Here is a 15,724-nt window from a genome sequence, read left to right on the forward strand (position 1 = left end):
TATGGCATCATCAAGCAAGCAGATCATGTTCAGGGAAGATGCGAGGAAGGCCCTCCTCGCCGGCGTCAACAAGGTCGCTGACACCGTCAAGATCACACTCGGCCCGAAAGGCCGCAATGTCGTCCTCGACCGGGGCAGCAGGCCCCTTGTCACCAACGACGGCGTGACCATCGCAAAAGAGATCACCCTCCGCGACCGCTTCGAGAATATGGGGGCGAAACTCGTGAAGGAAGTCGCCTCGAAGACACAGGACACCACCGGCGACGGCACCACGACCGCGACGATCCTCGCGCAGGCGATGCTCGTTGAGGGGATGAAGAACATCGCCGCCGGCGCGAACCCGGTCGATGTGAAGCGCGGCATCGACCGTGCGGTTTCCTCTGTCGTCGACGGCCTCAGGAAACAGAGCATCCCGGTGAACGATAAGGAGAAGATCGTCCAGGTCGCCACCGTCTCCGCCAACAACGACGAGGAGATCGGCACCCTCATCGCCGCCGCCATGGAGAAGGTCGGCTACAATGGCGTCATCTCGGTCGAGAACTCGAAGACCCTGGAGACCACCCTCACTGTCGAGGAAGGCATGCAGTTCGCCCGCGGCTACATCTCGCCGTACATGGTCACCGACCAGGAGCAGATGGTCTGCGAGTTCGAAGACCCGGCCGTCCTCATCACTGATAAGAAAATCTCGACTGTCAAGCAGATCGTCCCGGCCCTGGAGATGGCGGCGTCCGAGGGCAAACCCCTCCTGATCATCGCCGACGATGTGGACGGCGACGCCCAGGCAGCCCTTGTCCTCAACGTCATCCGCGGCGCCCTCAAGGTCTGCGCCGTGAAGGCCCCGGGATTCGGCGAAGATAAGAACGCCATCCTCGACGATATCGCCGTCCTCACCGGTGCAACGGTCATCTCCGAGGCAAAGGGGCTGAAGCTCGAGGACTTCACCGACGATATGCTTGGCCATGCCAGGAACGTCAGGATAGACCACGACAAGACTGTGATCGTCGGCGGGAAGGGTGCGAAGTCCGCGATCGAGGAGAGGAAGGCGCTCCTTGAGTCCAGGATCAAGATTGCCGACACCGAGTACCGCACGAAGAACCTCCAGAAGCGTCTCGCCAAACTCGGCGGCGGCGTGGCCGTGATCAGAGTCGGGGCCGCGACCGAGACCGAGCAGAAGGAGAAGAAGATGCGGATCGACGATGCTCTCAATGCCACCAAGGCGGCGGTCGAGGAAGGCGTCGTTGCAGGCGGTGGCGTCACCCTCTTCAGGGCCCAGAACGCACTCGACGGCCTGAAACTCGAAGGCGACCAGACGATCGGTGTCAGCATCGTCAGGCGTGCCCTGGAAGAACCCCTCAGGCAGATCGCGGCGAACGCCGGTGTCGAGGGCGCCGAGGTCGTCGCCCGGGTCAGGGCCGAGGCAAATCCGAATGTCGGCTACAACGCAAAGAAGGACTGCATCGAAGACCTCGTCGCCGCCGGCGTCCTCGACCCGACAAAGGTCGTGCGGAGCGGTCTCCAGAACGCCGCATCCATCGCGGGGATGCTCCTCACCACCGAGGCGGCCGTCACCGACTTCGACGACGAAAAGGACGAGAAGACCCGGGCCATCATCATCTGATCTTCCTGATCCATCCTCTTTTTAGTCCATCTTCTTATTCTGATAAGTTCTGGCCCGGACCTGGTGATTGGGACTATCCGCACCAGGGGAAACATTTTAACTGCCTGGATCGATCGGAGCGCGCATGGGGTGGGAAGTGTCTGAGACCATGAAATCTGCATGGTGATTGGAGTGTGGCCATCAGTAAGAGCATTTGTATTCTCTTTCTCTTCTCTTCTGTATTGTGAAAGTGACCGAGAATCCTTTAATTGTTAAATGAATTGATCATAACTCATAAATATACAAATATTGCAATTAAAATCAAGGGACGTTCATAGAGCGCCCCGAAGGGGGCTGGAGATCGATTGAAACCCCTCCGAACCCCCGGAACCTTCGGAGACAGTTCAGGATTCTCGTTCATCAGAGGTAAGCCTTTCGCTCTGCTTCCGAAGAAATTGAGCAGGAGGATGAAAAATGAGAAAGGACTTAAGTATTTATGCAGTACTCATCGCGTTCATTGCGGTGGGTTTTGTATGTGTTGTGCCTGCAATGGCGACCGATGGTGATGAAATCGTGCCTTACAGGGCTATATTCCCGGTCTGTGGAAATCCGGCGGATCAGATGTACTCTGATGTGTCGGGAAACCGGGTAGTCTGGCAGGATTATAGGAATGGAAACTGGGATATCTACATGTACGACCTCTCAACTGGCACCGAAAGGGCGATCTGCACCGCTTCTGGTGGTCAATATTCGCCGCGGATCGACGGCAACCGGATTGTCTGGCAGGATGAGAGGAATGGTGATGCCGATATCTACATGTACGACCTCTCCACAGGCACCGAGACGCGGGTCTGTTCCAATGGTTATGACCAGACATCTCCCAGGATCGATGGTGACCGGATCGTCTGGACTGATATGCGGAACGGCAATTCCGATATCTACATGACAGACCTCAATTATGGGTATCAGGTCCCGATCTGTACTGCGCCGGGTATCCAGTCATGGGTGGAGATAGATGGTGACCGTATCGTCTGGACTGATCTGCGGAACGGGAACTATGATCTGTATATGTACGACCTCTCGACCGGTACTGAGACTCTGATCGCCGCAGGTTCTGGATACTATGTATCCGCTGATATCTCAGGAAACTACATCGTCAGTGAAGAAGGCAGCCGTAGTGATATTTTCCTGTATGATCTCTCCACCGGGACCAGATCAGCGATCTGCACCGCACGCGGCGACCAGCACGCCCCGAAGATCGATGGAAACCAGATCGTATGGTTCGACTCGCGTGACAGTGACTATGACATCTACAGTTATGATATCTCAAGCGGTGTCGAGACGGCGATCTGTACGGTGCCGGGAAATAAGCAGGTCCCGCAGGTCGACAATGGTAAAGTCGTCTGGATGGATCAGCGCAGTGGAAACTGGGATATCTACCTGTATGTGCCCTGAAAAATCTCTCTTTTTTCTTGAAAATGTCCGGCGTCCTGAAGGAGACGGAGGATCCCGTACTTTTTGCGGAACAGATTGTAATTGGCACCGCCTCAAAACAGTTTGTATTTCGTAAGGTATCCGCTCATTCTCTCCTCACGTCTGTTTTATGTTCACCTGATCATTCGTGTGCGGGAAAATATGGCCCTCTCCCATGAAACCTCCCACCATCTTATAAATCCCATCGGGACCCATGATCTTCCATGATTTCGGATCGTGAACAGGCGGTCTTCGAGGCCGGGATCAAACTCGGCGCCCTGTACCACCAGTGGGTCGGCACCCCGATCTCGCGGGCGACGGCCGAGAGCGTGGAGACGGCGATCGAAGGGGCTGTCGGCCTCCAGCCGTATGTGACTGCAATCAGGGTGCGGTTGAACCGCGACCTCATGACCCAGAACCCCTTCGGCTACTCAGAACTCACCGGTGCGATGTTCTCCGTGGAGATCACCACCGTCTACGGGAAGGCCCGGTGCGTCGCCGCCCTCGACTACACCGGCGAGTACCCCCTCATGTCCATCAGGTCCATTGATGAAACTCCCTGAGACCCCGATCACAGACGACCACATCCACTTCAACCCCCATAGAGGGCGGGGCGTGGAGGCGGCGAAGGACTTTCGGCGGGCCGGCGGGACGCACGTCTTCTACGTCTCCCTCCCTGCCTACTCCCTCGGCATCTGCCCGACGACTGCAGACGACTTTGCAGCCTCCTTCGAGGAGACCCTGCGGATCGCCGACCTCGTCAGAACCGGCGCCGGCATCACTGTCTTTCCCGTCCTCGGCGTCCACCCGATCGAGGTGCTGAAGTACGCCGACCGCCTCGGCCTTCCGGCCGCAGAGGCGCTCGCCTGCGCCGGCCTCGACGTCGCCGCACGCCTCGTTGCCGGGGGCAGGGCCGTCGGCCTGAAGAGCGGCCGCCCCCACTTCCCTGTCACCGAGGAGGTCGCCGCCGCCTCGGAGCGGGTGCTCGTCCATGCCCTCGAACTCGCGGCCGACCTCGGGTGCGCCCTTCAGGTCCATGCCGAAAGCGGGCCGTGCGCCGACATCGTCGACCTCGCGAAGAAGGCAGGCATGAACCCCGGCCGGGTCGTCAAGCACTATGCCACCCCCGACACACCTCTCATGCCCTCCTTCCTTGCGAAGCAGGAAGGGCTCGCCGCGATGGCAAGGGCAGGCCGGCGCTTCACCATGGAGACAGACTATATGGACGAGAACAGCAGGCCCGGCGCCGTCCTCGGCCCGAAATCCGTGCCGAGGGTCACACGCCACCTCCTTGAAACCGGTGCGATCACCGAAGACGACGCCTGGCGGATCCACGCCGAAACACCCGCCGCCGTGTATGGCGTCGAGATCACCCTCTGACTCCAGCCTCCCTTTTTTATCCGACCCCGCCAATACAGTACACAATGTACCTCAAGATCCACCGGACACCCAGTGGCGAGGTGGTGGCGGTCTGCGACGACGACCTGCTCAACACCACCCTCCGCGACGGTGATCTCTGCATCTGCATCAACGGGGATTTCTACGGAACGACGCACGCCACCGGGGATGATGTGCGTGCCGCCCTCAGCCACACCGCCAACGCAAACCTGATCGGAAAGGAATCGGTCGGCATCGCCGTCGCGATGGGACTGGTTTCCGAGAACACCTGTATGACCATCTGCGGCGTCCCGCACGCCCTTATCATTGCGGTCTAGAACAATGGTCGACATACTGCCAAGTGTCTGCCCCCGCTGCGGAAAGCCCTCTGTCGGGCTCTGCAGGGAGTGCCGTGCCGCGGAAACCGCGTGGCTCATCTGCGACCCCCGGGTGGAGAGCATCTACTGCCCGGTCTGCGACTCGCAGAAACATGGGAAGACCTGGAGCGACACAATGGTCGACCGCGAGACCCTCATCCGGGAACTCGCGGCCTCGGCCCTCCACCTCCACGCCGACGTGCGGGGATCGGAGATTGTCATCTCCTCCTATGACCCGAGCCCCAACAGGACGATCGCCCGTATGGAGGTCTCAGGCACCCTGTACGGCGTCCCGGTCTCGGGAGAGTGCACGACGAAGATCGTCTGGCGCAAGGAGCAGTGCGACCGGTGCAATCGGATCAGCGGCGGGTACTACGAGGGGATTATCCAGGTGCGGGCGACCGACCGGAAGTTGAGCGGCCGTGAAATGGAGACCGCGACACGGATCGCCGAGCAGACCGAGGACGTCCTCCAGGAAGGCGGGGCCCGCCTCTCCTTTGTCTCGAAGATTGAAGAGACAAAGGACGGCCTCGACATCGTCGTCGGCTCCAACCAGATGGGGCAGGCAATTGCGAGCGACATCACCGCGGCCCTCGGCGGTCGGCTCACCACCCACCCGAAACTCGTCGGCGAGAAGGAGGGGAAGAGGCTCTTTCGGATCACCTTCCTTGTCCGCCTGCCGCGGTACCAGAAAGGAGACGTGGTCGTCCAGCGGGGCCGGTATGTCGAGGTGCGCCAGACCGGGCACGGTCAGCTCCAGGTCTTCGACCTCCTGGACGGCACGAACAGGTTCATCGCCGAAGATGAAGCGGAAAGGCTTGTCGGCAATGTCGGCGAGGCCGAAAGCGCTCTTGTCGCGTACCTGTACGACGACATCGTCGGCATTCTGGACCCGAAGACGCAGGGCGCGGTGGAGTGCCGGGTCGTCCCATGGCTGCACCCCGAGGAAGGCGGGACGATTCTGGTTGTCCGCGACCCCGAGACCAGACTTTTCGTCCTTGTCGGATGAGTATGCGGGTGCGGAAGGTCTCCCCCGGTGAACTCGCCACGGCAGTGCGGGAAGCATGGGCCGACCCCTGCCACCGCCCCTATGTCGAGGGAGGCGTCGCGTATGTGCCGGTGCGTGACGGCTGGCCCGCCGACCTCGACCTCACTGAGCGACAGCCATACCGCGGCCGCCCCTTCCAGATGATCGGCGACACCGCCGTCCTCCATGGTGCCCGCCCGACGCCGGCAGAGGTGGAGGAGATCCTCGCCTGGCGTCGCCCTGCCTGCGTCCTGTACCTGCGAACGATCGACGGAGTGAAACGGCTCCCCGGCGTCGAGGTGCTCCATGGTGATCCGCATCCTGTCTGCCACCACGAGAACGGCCTGCGGTACTGGCTCAACCCTGCGGAGGTGATGTTCGCGCAGGGAAACCTGGAGGAACGCGCCCGCATGGGGAGGGCGGTGCGTCCCGGCGAGAGGGTGGCAGACATGTTCGCGGGGATCGGCTACTTCACCCTCCCGATGGCCGCGGCCGGTGCGTCGGTGCATGCACTGGAGATCAACCCGGTCTCTTTCGGCTACCTGAGGCGAAACGTGGAGGAAAATGGTCTGGATAGGAGGGTCAGGCCCGAGTGCGGCGACTGCCGCGACCTCCTCTTCGGCACCTATGATCGGATCGTGATGGGTCATTTTGAGGCCCCGTCCTTCCTCCCCGACGCTCTGGCCCATGCCGGGCCGGGCACTGTCCTCCACCTCCACGCCCTCGGTGACGCCGGGGCCGCGATCGACACGGCAACTGCTGCGGCAGGATTCTCCGCATCGGTCGCCACCCGCAAAGTAAAGAAATATGGGCCGCATATATGGCATGTCGTACATGACGTGGTGCTCGATGAGCAGCGGACAAAGGCTTGAAGGAAAAACGGTTGTTCTGGCGGTAACAGGCAGCATCGCGGTTGTCGAGACGGTGCGGCTCGCCCACGAACTCCGGCGGCGGGGTGCCGTCGTGCAGGCCGTCATGAGCGCGGCGGCCTGCGGGATCATCCACCCCGACGCCCTCACCTATGCCACAGGCCGGGAAGCGATCACCCGGTGCACCGGCATGGTCGAGCACGTCCTCTACTGCGGGGAAGGGGGGTGCGCCGACCTCCTCCTCGTCGCCCCGTGTACCGCAAATACGATCGGGAAGATTGCCCACGGCATCGACGATACCCCTGTCACCACCTTTGCGACGACCGCCCTCGGCCGCGGCATGCCGGTGGTCGTCGTGCCCGCCATGCACGAGTCGATGTACCGCCATCCCGGCGTCGTCGAGAACCTGGCAAAACTGGAGTCCTGGGGAATCGACGTTGTCCCGCCGCGGATCGAAGAGGAGAAGGCGAAGATCGCCGGGATCGAGGAGATCGCCCTCCACGTGGAGCGCGCCCTCCTCGACCGTCCCCTTGCGGGAAAACGCGTGGTGATCACGAGCGGGGCCTGCGCTGAACCCGTGGACGATGTGCGGGTGCTCACCACCCGCTCCACCGGGCAGATGGGCCGGGCCCTGGCCCTGGAGGCCTACCGCCTCGGGGCCTCGGTGACGGTCGTCCATGCGGGACACGTCCCCTGCGTCGAGAATGTGCATGTGGAGACGGCAGGCGAGATGATGGAGGCGGTGCTCGCCGGGGTCGGGAAGGGTGCCGACTACTATCTCTCGGCGGCGGCGATCTCCGACTTCGCCCCTGCGAGGGCGGCAGGAAAGATACCAAGTGGTGCGCCTGTGGAGATCGGCCTCCGTCCCCTCCCCAAGGTGCTCGACGCCGTCCAGAGGATTTTTTCCGGGACGGTCGTCGCCTTCAAACTCGGGTGGGACGAGGAGGCCAGGGCCGCGGCAATGCTCGACGCCGGCGTCGCCATGGTCGTTCTGAATACACCGCCGGCGATGGGGGCCGCGGGCGGGGAGTTTGTGCTTATGAAATCGGATTCGAGGAGAACTGTTACAGGAACGAAGGAAGAGGTGGCAGAGGCGATATGGTCCGCACTGCTGTAGCCTTCTCGCCCGGACACATCTCGGGATATTTCAAAAAGGTTGCCGGGAAGACGCCGGAGACGACAGGCAGCCTTGGCGCTGGTCTCGTCATCGACGAGGGCGTGAGAGCCGAGGCCTCGGCCGCCGGTACGTCGGCGGTGGTGGTCAGGTGCCTCGGCGCCCACGGGGAGGTCATATCCGAATCCGCGGGGTCGACCCCGCTTGAATATGTGATGCACGAACTCGGGGTGACGGCGAGAGTGGAGACGACCTGCCGTCTCCCTATCGGCGCCGGCTTCGGCCTCTCCGCAGCCGCTCTCCTCTCCTCGATCACCGCCCTCAACGCCCTCTTCGACCTCGGCATGGACCGTGCCGGGATCGCCGCCCTTGCCCACCGCACCGAGGTCGTTCACAACACCGGCCTTGGCGACGTCGCCGCGTGTCAGGGGGGTGGGCTTGTCTGCAGGCAGACGCCGGGTACGATCGGTGCGATCACCAGGATCCCGGTCGATACGGAGGTCAGGGCCCTCTCCTTCGGCCCCCTGCCGACGCCCGAGGTGCTTGGCTCGGCCGAAAGGCTGGCGCAGGTCGCCGCGGCCTGCCCTGACACCTGCCCGACCGACCTTGACGACTTTTTCCGTCTTTCGCGTTCTTTTGCCGAGAAAAGCGGTCTTGTCAGGCCTGAAGTGAGGGCGGCCCTTGCAGCGTGCGACACAGCGGGGGTGCCTGCGAGCATGACGATGCTTGGTCTTGGCGTTTTTGCCGCCGGGGAGGGGGCAGGCGGGGTGCTCGCCCTTTTCGGCGACCCGATCCCCCTCAGGGTGGCGCGGGAGGGCTTCCGCCTCCTGGAGGTGCGGCCATGACGACCATACCGAAGGACCACCCCAGGTACGCCGCCCTTGTCGTCCGCGACCGCCTTGCCGCAGCGATGCGCGAGGGCGTCCTTGCCCCCGAAGGGCTGATCGCTCAGGGCCGCGGCGAGGCCTTCGACTATCTCCTCGGCGAAGCGACGACGGAAAGCGCCGCCCGTGCCGAGAGGGCTGCCGCGGCGATGCTCCTCTCCGCCCGGCGCCCGGTCATCTCGGTGAACGGGAACACGGCCGCGCTCTGTGCCCACCAGATCGCCGCCCTCCAGGAGGCGAGCGGTGCGGCCGTCGAGGTGAACCTCTTCCACAGGACAGAGGAGAGGATGGAAAAGATCACGGCCCTTCTCCGCGCCAACGGCGTGGACGTCCTCACTGGCGAGTCCGAACGTCTCATCCCCCTCGCCCACGACCGGGCGCTCTGCCTCCGAGACGGCATCGGGGTCGCGGATCTTGTCCTCGTCCCCCTTGAAGATGGCGACCGGTGCGAGGCCCTGAGAAAGATGGGCAAGGCGGTCATCGCGATCGACCTGAACCCCCTCTCCAGGACAGCACAGACCGCCACCCTTGCGGTCGTGGACGAGGTGACGCGGGCAGTCCCCGCGATCACCGCCCACTGCCGCGACCTCACGACCGACGAGGCCCGGAGGATCGCCTTGTCTGTTGAGAACACTCCCTTCCTGAAGGAGGCGCTTGCCGGGATGATCCGGCACCTTGAGGTGATCAATGATGCTCTGGAGTGAAAAATATCGACCGACCGATTTCTCCGGGATCCTGGGGCAGGAGAACGTGGTGCAGACTCTTGAGTCCGCTGCCGACGAGGGGAACGTCCCTCACCTCCTCGTCGTCGGCAGGCCCGGCACGGGGAAGAGCGTCGCCGTCGAGGCCCTTGCACGGAGGCTGTACGGCACACACTGGCAGGAGAACACCACGGTCTTTCCCACTGCCGATATCTTCGAGCAGGGGAGGAAGTACCTGGAGGCCGAAGAGCGCTTTGCGCATCTCTACCGGAAGGATGAGAGCGTCCTCTCGAACTTCAAGCATATCGTGAAGTGGTATGCCGGGATCAGGCCACTCGACGCGGCATTCAGGCTGGTGGTCTTTGAAGGAGCGGCCGCACTGACCAGGGAGGCCCAGCAGGGGCTCCGTCGGCTCATGGAGCGCTACTCGGGAACGTGCCGGTTTGTCTTCCTCACGACGAACGGCAGCGCGATCATCCCCGCGATCGCCTCGCGATGTCTCCCTCTCACCTTCGGCCCTGTCCCCGACCCCCTGGTCCGGCAGCGCCTGGAGGAGATCCTGAGGGCCGAAGGCGTCCCTGCCGGAAAAGTATCGGACGACGACCTCGACCTCATCGTCCCGGCGGCGGCCGGCGACCTGCGACGTGCGATCCTCCTCCTCCAGCTCTCTGCGGAGTCGGAGGGACACGTCGACCTCGCCGATACGGCTGCGTCCGAGACAGAGAACGTGGCGGCTTCGGCCTTCGGGGCGCTGATGAAGGGCGACCTTGTCGGGGCAAAGGCGCGCACCGAGGCACTGCTCATTGACTATGGCCTGACCGGCGAAGAAGTGGTCAGGGAACTTGCGCGTGCGGCCGACCGTACCTATAATGACCCGCGGATCGCCGTCGCTCTTGCCGATGCCGACCTCCTGATCCGGAGAGGCGGCAGTGAATTTATCCAGATAAATGCACTCCTTGCACGAATTTCACAGGAGGTGTTCTCCTGAAGCGCGATTATGAGAAGATTCAGAAACACTACGATGGTGTGGCCGAGATCTATGACAGCCGCTATGGCGGCGACGTCGGGAACCGGTACCACGGCCATATCAGGGACCATGTAATGAACTGTCTCCCGAAGGGGGGCGCCCTCCTCGACCTCGGTTGCGGGACGGGCCTGTTTATGCAGCACTACCTCACCGCCGGCGGCGGAACGGCGGTAGGGCTCGACCTCTCGCCTGAGATGGTGAAGGCGGCCCGTCACCAGAACCACCTCGACGATGTCGTGGCAGGGACGGCCGACCGTCTCCCCTTCAAGGACGCGTCCTTCGATGCGGTATCGAGCATCCTTGCCTTCAGTTATGTCCCCGACCCGGAGGCGATGCTCTCCGAGGCGTACCGCGTCCTCCGTCCCGGCGGCCGCATCGCTATCTGCACCCTCGGCCACAATGTCTTCACGTCGATCCTTCCCGCGATCTACCGTCTCGGCGAGAAAGCGCACTGGAGCCGGATCGGGGTCGGGAGTTTCGGCGAGCATTACTACTCGGAAGACCAGATGCGGGACCTTCTTTCTGCGGCCGGCTTTACCGATCTGAAGGTCCACCGCTGTTCCTTCGCCCACGTCAACATGAAAAAGCCCATCTTCGATGTCGTCAGGAAGGCAGAGCCCTTCGTCGAGAAGAAACTCTCGTACCTCGCCTTCAATGTCTGTGCGAGCGGGAAAAAAGAGAGATGAAAAGGTTCGTGCAGCCCGGGTTCAGGTCAGAGTGTTCAGAAATACCTGAATCCATATGTTTTTGAAGAATGGTCGGGCTCTGTCGCCCTCTCCGCGGAGGACAAGACTGTCTGGACGGACACGGACACTCGTGAATTTGACACGAATACTCTCGAAGCCTGCATCTTTCCCCTTTTTGTCGAGGATCTCGTACAGTTCCTCCATGGTGGCCGTAATGTTATCTTCGGGCCAGTCTTCCGGAATCCCTACATCGATATATCCTTCGACGTCATGTCCATAGTTGATAACCGGTCCCCTGCGGTACAGGCGAGGTTTTGCAAAAGAATCGAAGGTATCGTCGGTAAAGTTGTCTAATTGAAGATACCATGAGATCCACGGGTGCGCGGTCTGTGCATCTCTAAAGTCCGGAAGACTCTCATAAATGCCCAGAATTTTTCATGGGATCTCAGTTCCTCAATGGCATTCGCACGTGCTTCGGGTGTCAGATCTCTACGTTCATCTACGTAGTTCTATTCACTGCCGTTCTGTTGCGCGGAGGCAAGTCCCACAAATGCCGAGGTCAGCAAGGTCAGGATAAGCAGGACCGACAGAATTCTGGCTTTTCTTTTCATTTTCTTCACTCCTCCCTTCGTGCAGGATGCCGTCCGGATGCCGGGGCCTATCACGGCATCGCATGGAGACAAAATCCCGAATTTTGCATCCCCACCATTAAATATGGCGAAAAATATATTTGTGGTCTCTGAGCAGATCGTTTATCTGTCAGGGGGTGGAGGTGCGAACTCTTGCGGGAGATTTCAGGAGAATGATCAGGGGGCCGTCGCCATCGAACATTCAACATCTCTCCAGAGTTGATTTTCAATGCTGTCGCAAGGAGCATGAGACCTGTCGTAAAGAGAGACGAAGCGGCAAGATATCCCAGAGCGACACCGACCTCAGGAGACGGAAGATTGCTGAGAATATCGGCACTAAGTGCGACGAACCCGCATGCCGCCATCCCGAGTGCGGTGGTGAGGATGATCTTCACCTGCTATATTTTCGATGGATGCGAGAGCGCATACCCTTTATACGATATCTCATAATAAACCCACTTGTGTTCGTTTTCTTTGCGCCGTACGAGGTTTGATGCAAGCATTTTTGCAAGGTGGGTGTAGGCAGAGGAATTCTCCCTACGACCTCCAGATCCTTTGGGGAAAAATGAATGCACAGATCGAAAGTCTGCCTTCTCCCTATCGAAAGGCCATGGTCCAGCTCAGGGACCATTTCTTCAAGTGTCACCACCACCTGATCGTATTGTACCGGACAGATGATGCGCAGCGATCAAAACGCAATGAAGAAACTCAATCCCGATTACCTCGTCCCGATGCGCTGCATGGGATGGGATGCCATCAACCGGTTCATGGCGGCAATGCCGGGGAAGTGCATCATCAACACTGTCGGGACAACGTACGTATTTTAGGGCCCTGAATATCTTTATTGTGGCGGAGAACCGGACCATTGGCAATCGGGGTCCCGATTTGCCCCGGGATCCCAAAATTTTAAAATAGATCCCGATAAAAATTATTTATGTACTTTTAAACCCCTGAACCCGCGGGAGATTTGAATCTCTCCCCGATGTTCATGCCCGGAGATCGCAGCATGCCTTCACATACCTGTGATGGCAGAATGGTGTAATCTGCACTGCTCTTCATCTCCCGGCGGGGTTATTTCAATGGATCAGTCCTCTTTCATGGCGGCACTGATTTACCCCTCTATCCCTGCACGTTTCGGTGTGTTTCCTTTGAATCATCCGTAACCTCCCCCCATGATTAAAACGGGAACATTCTTGTTTCCGGGACTGGTTTGTCGGGCAGGGTTGATGAATGCCCGCTTTCTGGCATGGTGCATCTCAGGATCGGATCATGAACATCCATGCATCGACCGATGAGCAATGCAAAAAACACATGAGAATTACCATGCAATCGTCAGTGAACCCCTGTAAATCCGGGGATAGAGCGCGCAATGCTAAACGAACGAATAATTACCCGGCTATCCCGGGTGCTATCCGGAAAATGTCCCGGTTAGAACGGTTGTTCTTTATGAGGCCGGTATACACGATCATCATGGCGGCCCGGATAACCGGCGCTGTTGATACGATACGATTCCGGCAGGCAATCGATGCTGCCTCTCTTATGCACCCGCTGCTCCGTGCAAAAGTCGTGTTCGATGAGCGGCACGAGGCCTGGTTCTCTTCCGACGGTGTCCCGCCGGTTCCCCTCCGGATTATTCCCCGGAAGTCTGAAACCCAGTGGCTAGATGAAATGAAAGAAGAGGCACGGGTACCGTTCGATATCGGCAGGGAGCCGCTCATCAGGTTTGTGCTGCTGCAGTCACCGGAAGTATCTGACTTACTCATATTATGCAACCACAGTATCTGCGATGGTATGGCACTTGCCAACCTTATTCGCGACCTCTTTACTCTGTATGAAAATCCCGCAAAGGAAGTCCGCGTGCTGGACCCCCTGGATATTCTGGACATCGTGAAACCCGGAGTATCCCTGCAGGGACTCATTGCCCGGTTCTTTGTCGGCCTTGGAAACCGGAAGTGGAGAAGGAATCCATACTATTTCGGGGCGGAAGAGTATGCTGCCCTGTACCGTGGTTTCTGGGCAAAACGAAAGCCCGGGCTTGTCCTCCTGGAGTTCGATCAGGATGAATCAGCACGCCTCCTCGCAATCTGCAGGAGCCATGGGATTACTGTGGGATCAGCAGTCTCGGCGGCATGTCTGGCAGCCCACACGGATATCACCGGTGGTTTTTCAAAAAAACAGCAGACCATCATGGTTCCCTTTGACCTGAGGAGACGACTGGATCCCCCTATCGGGAATGTATTCTGTTTCTGCGATAGCGGGGCAAGGTTCCCCTTTGTGTATTCGCCAGGAAGGCCATTCTGGGACAACGCGAAGGACCTGCACAGGGAGATCCACTCAAGAGTGGAAGTCCTGGATCCCTCCTGTCTTGACATACCGGTGTTTGAACCATCCTTTATCGATGCCCTCACCGCATTTGCCCCGTATGTCAACAAAATCCCGGAAGCATATACCCACACAGATATCATGCAACGTTTCATCAGGGATACCGGAAATGTTGTCATATCGTTCAACCGTAATTCCGAGAAGGACTTTCCCGGTTTTATTCCATCAAATGTCGGAAGGATCGATGTGCCCGAATCCCCGGACGGCATCCGGCTGGACCGGCTCATCTTCCTGCCGGGATTTTGTGAATCCGGTCCGCTGTCAATAGGCGGGGCGGGAGCTGGGGGTCGCACGGTATTTTCCATGCCGTTTGTGGACTGCATGGCAATGCTTGGGTCCTCACCGGGACCGGAACTGATCCGGATCCGGAACCGGGCGCTGGAGTACCTTGGCTTCCCGGAAAAAATGAGCGACAGGGAGATGGAGTGAGGTTTATCCCCACACAATTTTTCCCAGATGGGACGCAATCATTGAGTTTATCCCAAAACTCTCGTTCATTTCTCCTCTCCCTGCATGCAGGAATCTGGAGAAAATCTCATTTTTGGGTCGATACCCCTCTCGATTCTATGATAAGCGGTGCGGACCAACTGGGCCCCCTTTCTCTGCCGCCGTTCATAGGTCCTGGCGTATTCCTGCCCAATCTCACTCGCTCTTCCTGAGCCGCGCGAGGATCCGCATCTTCTTTTCTATCGCCGCATCTGCGGCGGCCCTGACCTTTTCCTTCATCTCGTCGAAGTCGCGCGGTTCGGTGTCCACGACCTTCTTCACAGGGGTGTAGGCCGACTCGCGGAAGCGCGGCTGGAAGTCGTGCTCTTCGCCGCCGGAGACAAGGACCGAGGCAGCAGGCCCCTCCTCGACATGGCCCATCTGCTCGATCGGGACGCCGGCCGAGCGGACGACGGCCATGACCTCCTCCGCGTGCTCGGGGGGCACGACGATGAGGAGGGCGTCAAGGGAGACGCCGAGGTAGTCGATCTGGAGAGTGTCGAGCATGGCGAGCACCTTCGGCTCGACAAGTTTCCTGAGGTTTTCCTCGTCGACGACGATCCGACAGTCCGCGGTTTCGGCCATCTCGTAGACATCGCCGCGCAGTCCCCCGTTGGTGACGTCGGTCATGGTGTGGATGTGGTTGAGGACCGGGCTCTTCAGGAGGGCCTCGCAGGCCTTGAGGAAGTGAAGGTTGATCGTCTCCTCGACGACCTCGTGGTAGCCGAAGTAGAGCGCCGTCGTTGCGATGGTGCCGCCGCCCGCACCCGCGGTCATGAGGAGGACGTCGCCCGGCCGCGTCTCCTTCCGGGCGGTGAGGTGGTCGGCGACGCCGACAGCCCCGACGCACCCGGTCATCCTGTCGCCGAGGACCATGTCCCCGCCGATGCGGAGGGTCGACCCGGTGACCAGCGGGACGTCCATCGCCTCGGCGACGGCGGCGATCCCGGCGGTGTAGTCGAAGATCTTGGCGACGTCGCCGTCGTCCGCGACATGGATGTCGGAGAGGAGGGCGACGGGTTTTGCCCCCATCACATAAGCGTCACGCAGGGTCGCCCTGGTAACATGGAAACCGGCGAGGAAGGGGAAGTCGGA

General features: G+C 60.2%; 16 protein-coding genes. 14 read left to right on the forward strand and 2 right to left on the reverse strand.

The genetic code is table 11. The annotated features are described in order from the left end of the window. Position 1 precedes the first annotated feature (1 nt). From groL to BP869_RS06625, 12 genes are all read left to right on the forward strand, one after another. Positions 2-1,618 carry a chaperonin GroEL gene (gene groL / locus BP869_RS06570; RefSeq protein WP_342678045.1) on the forward strand — a complete coding sequence of 539 codons (1,617 nt, stop codon included), beginning with the start codon at positions 2-4 and terminating at the stop codon, positions 1,616-1,618. Positions 1,619-2,071: 453 nt separating this feature from the next. Next, entirely contained in the window at positions 2,072-3,052 is a 981-nt protein-coding gene (locus tag BP869_RS06575; protein WP_342678047.1) for a hypothetical protein, read from the forward strand. A 242-nt stretch (positions 3,053-3,294) separates the two neighbouring features. Beyond that, on the forward strand, positions 3,295-3,633 hold the full coding sequence (locus BP869_RS06580; protein WP_342678049.1) for a dihydroneopterin aldolase family protein: 339 nt from the start codon (positions 3,295-3,297) through the stop codon (positions 3,631-3,633). Further along, entirely contained in the window at positions 3,620-4,450 is an 831-nt protein-coding gene (locus tag BP869_RS06585) for a TatD family hydrolase (RefSeq protein ID WP_342678050.1), read from the forward strand. Before BP869_RS06580 ends, BP869_RS06585 begins: the two co-directional genes overlap by 14 nt. 44 nt (positions 4,451-4,494) lie before the next feature. Next, on the forward strand, positions 4,495-4,785 hold the full coding sequence (locus BP869_RS06590) for a DUF424 domain-containing protein (protein WP_342678052.1): 291 nt from the start codon (positions 4,495-4,497) through the stop codon (positions 4,783-4,785). 4 nt (positions 4,786-4,789) lie between these two features. Next, on the forward strand, positions 4,790-5,833 hold the full coding sequence (locus tag BP869_RS06595) for a 60S ribosomal export protein NMD3 (RefSeq protein WP_342678054.1): 1,044 nt from the start codon (positions 4,790-4,792) through the stop codon (positions 5,831-5,833). Between the two features lie 2 nt (positions 5,834-5,835). Beyond that, positions 5,836-6,723 (forward strand): class I SAM-dependent methyltransferase, encoded by an 888-nt coding sequence (locus BP869_RS06600; protein WP_342678056.1) that lies wholly within the window; start codon positions 5,836-5,838, stop codon positions 6,721-6,723. After that, positions 6,701-7,837 carry a bifunctional phosphopantothenoylcysteine decarboxylase/phosphopantothenate--cysteine ligase CoaBC gene (gene coaBC, locus BP869_RS06605; RefSeq protein ID WP_342678058.1) on the forward strand — a complete coding sequence of 379 codons (1,137 nt, stop codon included), beginning with the start codon at positions 6,701-6,703 and terminating at the stop codon, positions 7,835-7,837. The genes BP869_RS06600 and coaBC overlap by 23 nt, the downstream gene beginning before the upstream one ends. After that, positions 7,819-8,679 carry a pantoate kinase gene (locus tag BP869_RS06610; RefSeq protein WP_342678060.1) on the forward strand — a complete coding sequence of 287 codons (861 nt, stop codon included), beginning with the start codon at positions 7,819-7,821 and terminating at the stop codon, positions 8,677-8,679. The genes coaBC and BP869_RS06610 overlap by 19 nt, the downstream gene beginning before the upstream one ends. Beyond that, entirely contained in the window at positions 8,676-9,422 is a 747-nt protein-coding gene (locus tag BP869_RS06615) for a 4-phosphopantoate--beta-alanine ligase (RefSeq protein WP_342678062.1), read from the forward strand. Before BP869_RS06610 ends, BP869_RS06615 begins: the two co-directional genes overlap by 4 nt. After that, a complete protein-coding gene (locus BP869_RS06620; RefSeq protein ID WP_342678064.1) occupies positions 9,406-10,407 on the forward strand; it encodes a replication protein C in 1,002 nt (333 codons plus the stop codon). The genes BP869_RS06615 and BP869_RS06620 overlap by 17 nt, the downstream gene beginning before the upstream one ends. Before the next feature lie 17 nt (positions 10,408-10,424). Beyond that, complete coding sequence (locus BP869_RS06625) at positions 10,425-11,132, forward strand: class I SAM-dependent methyltransferase (RefSeq protein ID WP_342679107.1); 708 nt, start codon at positions 10,425-10,427, stop codon at positions 11,130-11,132. Positions 11,133-11,153: 21 nt separating this feature from the next. Here the strand turns inward: BP869_RS06625 and BP869_RS06630 are convergent, their stop codons facing one another. Beyond that, positions 11,154-11,336 carry a hypothetical protein gene (locus tag BP869_RS06630; RefSeq protein ID WP_342678066.1) on the reverse strand — a complete coding sequence of 61 codons (183 nt, stop codon included), beginning with the start codon at positions 11,334-11,336 and terminating at the stop codon, positions 11,154-11,156. A gap of 1,123 nt (positions 11,337-12,459) precedes the next feature. Here BP869_RS06630 and BP869_RS06635 point away from each other — a divergent pair. Together BP869_RS06635 and BP869_RS06640 are read left to right on the forward strand one after the other, a co-directional pair. Next, complete coding sequence (locus tag BP869_RS06635) at positions 12,460-12,588, forward strand: hypothetical protein (RefSeq protein ID WP_342678067.1); 129 nt, start codon at positions 12,460-12,462, stop codon at positions 12,586-12,588. A 592-nt stretch (positions 12,589-13,180) separates the two neighbouring features. After that, positions 13,181-14,572, forward strand: coding sequence for a phthiocerol/phthiodiolone dimycocerosyl transferase family protein (locus tag BP869_RS06640; RefSeq protein WP_342678069.1), 1,392 nt, complete (start codon positions 13,181-13,183; stop codon positions 14,570-14,572). 213 nt (positions 14,573-14,785) lie between these two features. Here BP869_RS06640 and BP869_RS06645 read toward each other — a convergent pair. Continuing rightward, positions 14,786-15,724, reverse strand: a 939-nt coding sequence (locus BP869_RS06645) for an AIR synthase-related protein (RefSeq protein WP_342678071.1), incomplete at its 5' end; no start/stop codon positions are given.

Origin of the sequence: Methanofollis sp. UBA420 (genome assembly GCF_002498315.1) — an archaeon.
GTDB lineage: Archaea > Halobacteriota > Methanomicrobia > Methanomicrobiales > Methanofollaceae > Methanofollis.

Bases quoted from the DNA above. Each gene is read 5' to 3' on its own strand.
- groL (WP_342678045.1), top strand. From the start codon at position 2: ATGGCATCATCAAGCAAGCAGATCATGTTCAGGGAAGATGCGAGGAAG.
- BP869_RS06575 (WP_342678047.1), top strand. From the start codon at position 2,072: ATGAGAAAGGACTTAAGTATTTATGCAGTACTCATCGCGTTCATTGCG.
- BP869_RS06580 (WP_342678049.1), top strand. From the start codon at position 3,295: ATGATTTCGGATCGTGAACAGGCGGTCTTCGAGGCCGGGATCAAACTC.
- BP869_RS06585 (WP_342678050.1), top strand. From the start codon at position 3,620: ATGAAACTCCCTGAGACCCCGATCACAGACGACCACATCCACTTCAAC.
- BP869_RS06590 (WP_342678052.1), top strand. From the start codon at position 4,495: ATGTACCTCAAGATCCACCGGACACCCAGTGGCGAGGTGGTGGCGGTC.
- BP869_RS06595 (WP_342678054.1), top strand. From the start codon at position 4,790: ATGGTCGACATACTGCCAAGTGTCTGCCCCCGCTGCGGAAAGCCCTCT.
- BP869_RS06600 (WP_342678056.1), top strand. From the start codon at position 5,836: ATGCGGGTGCGGAAGGTCTCCCCCGGTGAACTCGCCACGGCAGTGCGG.
- coaBC (WP_342678058.1), top strand. From the start codon at position 6,701: ATGAGCAGCGGACAAAGGCTTGAAGGAAAAACGGTTGTTCTGGCGGTA.
- BP869_RS06610 (WP_342678060.1), top strand. From the start codon at position 7,819: ATGGTCCGCACTGCTGTAGCCTTCTCGCCCGGACACATCTCGGGATAT.
- BP869_RS06615 (WP_342678062.1), top strand. From the start codon at position 8,676: ATGACGACCATACCGAAGGACCACCCCAGGTACGCCGCCCTTGTCGTC.
- BP869_RS06620 (WP_342678064.1), top strand. From the start codon at position 9,406: ATGATGCTCTGGAGTGAAAAATATCGACCGACCGATTTCTCCGGGATC.
- BP869_RS06630 (WP_342678066.1), bottom strand. From the start codon at position 11,336: ATGGAGGAACTGTACGAGATCCTCGACAAAAAGGGGAAAGATGCAGGC.
- BP869_RS06635 (WP_342678067.1), top strand. From the start codon at position 12,460: ATGAAGAAACTCAATCCCGATTACCTCGTCCCGATGCGCTGCATGGGA.
- BP869_RS06640 (WP_342678069.1), top strand. From the start codon at position 13,181: ATGTCCCGGTTAGAACGGTTGTTCTTTATGAGGCCGGTATACACGATC.